This window comes from Pinirhizobacter sp. (genome assembly GCF_035317885.1).
Classification (GTDB): domain Bacteria; phylum Pseudomonadota; class Gammaproteobacteria; order Xanthomonadales; family Rhodanobacteraceae; genus Pinirhizobacter.
On sequence record NZ_DATHFX010000142.1, the window covers coordinates 1 to 3,145 of the forward strand.

Consider the following 3,145-nt stretch of genomic DNA (forward strand, 5'->3'; position numbering starts at 1 on the left):
CGGTCACCATCACATAAGTGGCGATGGGAAGAATCGCGCGATCAATGCTTCGACGCAGCCCCGCCAGGTACCCGCCGCAGGCAAGCACCACGTGTTCGGCGCGCAACTCGCCCTCGGGCGTGCGGACGATCCATCCTGCACCATCGCGCCTGATCGAGCGTACGCGGCTGTCTTCATGGATGCGCACGCCGCGCGCAACGGCAGCGTCGGCCAGCCCTCGGGCATACGCCAGTGGATTGAGGTGAAGCGCGTTCGCTTCGTACAGGCCATCGTGATAGCGGCGGGTGCGCAGCCATTCGGAAAGGTCGGCCGCAGGCAGCCAGTGCCACTGTGCGTCGAACGTGGATTCAAGCAACCGCTGGCGGCGGCGAAGCACTTCCGGATCACGAAACCAGTTCGCCCAGACCACGCCCTTGTCCAACAGGTCGCAATCGATGCCGTACTGCGATACACGCTGGCGGATCAGGTTGACCGCGTCCACGGTGCGGGCGTAGAGCCGTGCCGCCTGCTGCTCGCCGACGCGTCCGATCAGGGACTCCTCGCCGAGGGAATACCCAGCGAAGACGAAACCGCCATTACGACCCGATGCGCCGAAGCCGATGTGCTGGGTCTCCAGCAAGGCCACGTCCGTCACGCCACGCTCAGCCAGACCGAGCGCCGTGTTGAGCCCGGCGAAGCCGCCGCCCACGATGGCAACGCGTACATCCACGCGTCCACGCAAGGGCTCCCGCGCGGGTACTTCGCCGGCGGCAACGCGATAATAAGAGGGTGACGGGGCAGACATCGCCGACGAGCATAGCGCGCTATGATCCGGCTGGTTCAACTGCCAGGGAATGCACCATGCGCAACTTTGTCCTTACCGCTGCCTTCGTCTTCGCAGGCCTCGCCATGACCGCCCATGCCGCCGAAACCGATGTCCACGTCGATAGCCCCATCGGGCCGCTTGCAGGATCGCTGGTACAACCGGCGCAAGGACCCACCAAAGCGGCGGTGGTGATCCTGCCCGGCTCCGGCCCCACCGACCGCAACGGCGACAATCCCATGGGCGTGAAGGGCGGGCCATACCGCCAGCTGGCCAACGCGCTGGCGGAGCAAGGCATCGCCAGCGTGCGCGTGGACAAGCGCGGCATGTTCGGTAGTCGCCACGAGGGTTTCAATCCGAACAACACCACCATCGACGCTTACGCCGACGACACGCACGCCTGGGCCAAATACCTCGCCACCACCACCAAGCAGCGCTGTGTGTGGCTGCTGGGCCACAGCGAGGGCGTGCTGGTGGCCGAAATCGCCGCGCAGAAACCGCAAGGCATCTGCGGGCTCATCCTGATTTCAGGCGCCGGCCGGAAGGCGGCAGACATCCTGATCGAGCAGCTCAAGGCGAATCCCGCAAATGCGCCGTTCCTGCCACAGGTGCTGCCGGTGATCGAGGACTTGAGGCAAGGCAAGCGCGTGGACGCATCGAAGATACCGCCGCCCTTCCTGCCTCTCTTCAAGGAAGACGTCCAGCCTTACATCATCAACTGGTTCCAGAAGGATCCCGTCGCACTGCTCAAGGCCTACAAGGGACCGGTGCTTGTGGTGCAAGGCGACAACGACCTGCAGATCAACATGACCGACGCCCATGCGCTGGCGGGTTCCAGGCCGGGCGTGGAACTGAAGGTCATTCCCGGCATGAACCACGTGCTGCGCCGTCCCGCCGAAGGCCAGGGGGCCAATATCGCCAGCTACGGCGATACGTCCATGCCGCTGGCACCAGGGCTGGTGGATGTCATTGCCGGTTTCATTGCCTCGGCCAGGCCTTAGTCGCCCAGGCGGATGCGCCGGTCGTACTGCTGCTTGCGCACGATTGACGCCTTGATCCGCCGGGCGTCGCGATGCAACGGATTGATCAGGATGTTCCATTCCTCCGGCACGATCACCGAGGGCACATGCAGGATCGCGCTGGCACCGCGCTTGGCCCATGCCTCGCCAAGGTCCAGCGAGGTAAGGCTGGCAGGTTCGGCATCCCACCCTTCCGGAGGATCGGCCACGATCGCGGCATCGAGTAGCTTCTGGGGGATATCCAGCGCCACGATGAAGCGATTGAGCGGCAGGCTGCCGCTGCCCAGGTGCGCCATGGTTTCGAGCACCGCGAGGGAAATCGTAGGCGAGGCGTAGACCAGCGGCGTTCCGATGCGATTCCATCGGCCGCCCACGGCCGCCGCACCTGCACCGGAAAGATCAGTGGCTGCGTAATCGCGGGTATGCGAGGCGATGCGAAAGGCGTTGCTCACGCATAGACGCCCGCTTGCGCCTGGCGCAGCAACCGGGCCACTTCCTCCTGGCCGGCCGCGGTATCAAGCATGTCCGCCGGCGTCCGGCCACCGAGGGCCGGCACCGGTACCTGGATCCAGCGGCCCAGCCATTGGGCGGCGTCGAAGCCCTCCGGCTCGCCGCTTTCCTCCACCATCGACTGCACCAGGCCCACCAGGCGCGCCACGCCCATCACGCGCTCGCTTTCCAGGCGGCCGAGCAGTTCATCATGCTGTGCCTTGCGCTTCATGGTGGAGTGCGGCAGCCCGAGGTTATCGAGCAAGGTGGTTTGCGGAAGACGCAAGGAAGCTGCCAGGTTGACGAATACCCGGGGCGAGAGTCCGTGGCGGACACTCTCGGCACGCTCCAGGCTGCCCGCGCGCTCGATCACCATGAAGGCGCTGCCGTCCAGGTCCATCTGGCCGCTCATCAACCGGGCGAACATCGCCTGCTCCGCGCCGGCCACGCGCTTTCCCGCGCGGCGTGTTGCGCGCAGCGGTGCGGCAGAGGCGGCAAGGCTACCCCGCTTGCGGCGATTTTCGGTCGAGGCCATGGCGTAGCTCCTTTGGGCTTTTATACTAGCCCAATCAAGACATGCGAGCAAACCGGCTGTTTACTGCGTCACCGCCACGTCGAGCGGCCGGCTATCGCTTCGCCCATGGTCGTCCACCACGCGCACCAGGAAGTGCCCTACCCGCTCGGGCTGCCACAGCAGCGCATCGCCGGCCTTCGACTTGCCAAGGTAGGCGTCGTCGACGAACCAGTAGAGCTCATGGGCATCGGCATCGCTGGTGGCCGAAAAACTGATCTGCTCGGTGCCCAGGCGCGAGACACGCATGGTGTAGGTGGTGCC

General features: G+C 65.5%; 4 protein-coding genes and 1 pseudogene. 1 reads left to right on the plus strand and 4 read right to left on the minus strand.

The window, feature by feature from the left end:
- Window positions 1-784, minus strand: a 784-nt coding sequence (locus VK519_RS04415; RefSeq protein ID WP_324347920.1) for an NAD(P)/FAD-dependent oxidoreductase, incomplete at its 3' end; no start/stop codon positions are given.
- Window positions 785-840: 56 nt separating this feature from the next.
- Here VK519_RS04415 and VK519_RS04420 point away from each other — a divergent pair.
- Window positions 841-1,803 carry an alpha/beta hydrolase gene (locus VK519_RS04420; RefSeq protein ID WP_324347921.1) on the plus strand — a complete coding sequence of 321 codons (963 nt, stop codon included), beginning with the start codon at window positions 841-843 and terminating at the stop codon, window positions 1,801-1,803.
- Here VK519_RS04420 and VK519_RS04425 read toward each other — a convergent pair.
- The 3 genes and pseudogenes from VK519_RS04425 to VK519_RS04435 form a co-directional block, all read right to left on the minus strand.
- The gene (locus tag VK519_RS04425; RefSeq protein ID WP_324347922.1) at window positions 1,800-2,273 is read right to left on the minus strand and encodes an RES family NAD+ phosphorylase; all 474 of its coding nucleotides are present in this window, start codon (window positions 2,271-2,273) and stop codon (window positions 1,800-1,802) included. The two genes, VK519_RS04420 and VK519_RS04425, sit on opposite strands and share 4 nt — an antisense overlap.
- A complete protein-coding gene (locus tag VK519_RS04430) occupies window positions 2,270-2,845 on the minus strand; it encodes an Xre family toxin-antitoxin system antitoxin (protein ID WP_324347923.1) in 576 nt (191 codons plus the stop codon). The genes VK519_RS04425 and VK519_RS04430 overlap by 4 nt, the downstream gene beginning before the upstream one ends.
- A gap of 60 nt (window positions 2,846-2,905) precedes the next feature.
- Window positions 2,906-3,145, minus strand: a pseudogene (locus VK519_RS04435) (penicillin-binding protein 1C); the annotation flags it as partial.

Bases quoted from the DNA above. Each gene is read 5' to 3' on its own strand.
- VK519_RS04420 (WP_324347921.1), top strand. From the start codon at position 841: ATGCGCAACTTTGTCCTTACCGCTGCCTTCGTCTTCGCAGGCCTCGCC.
- VK519_RS04430 (WP_324347923.1), bottom strand. From the start codon at position 2,845: ATGGCCTCGACCGAAAATCGCCGCAAGCGGGGTAGCCTTGCCGCCTCT.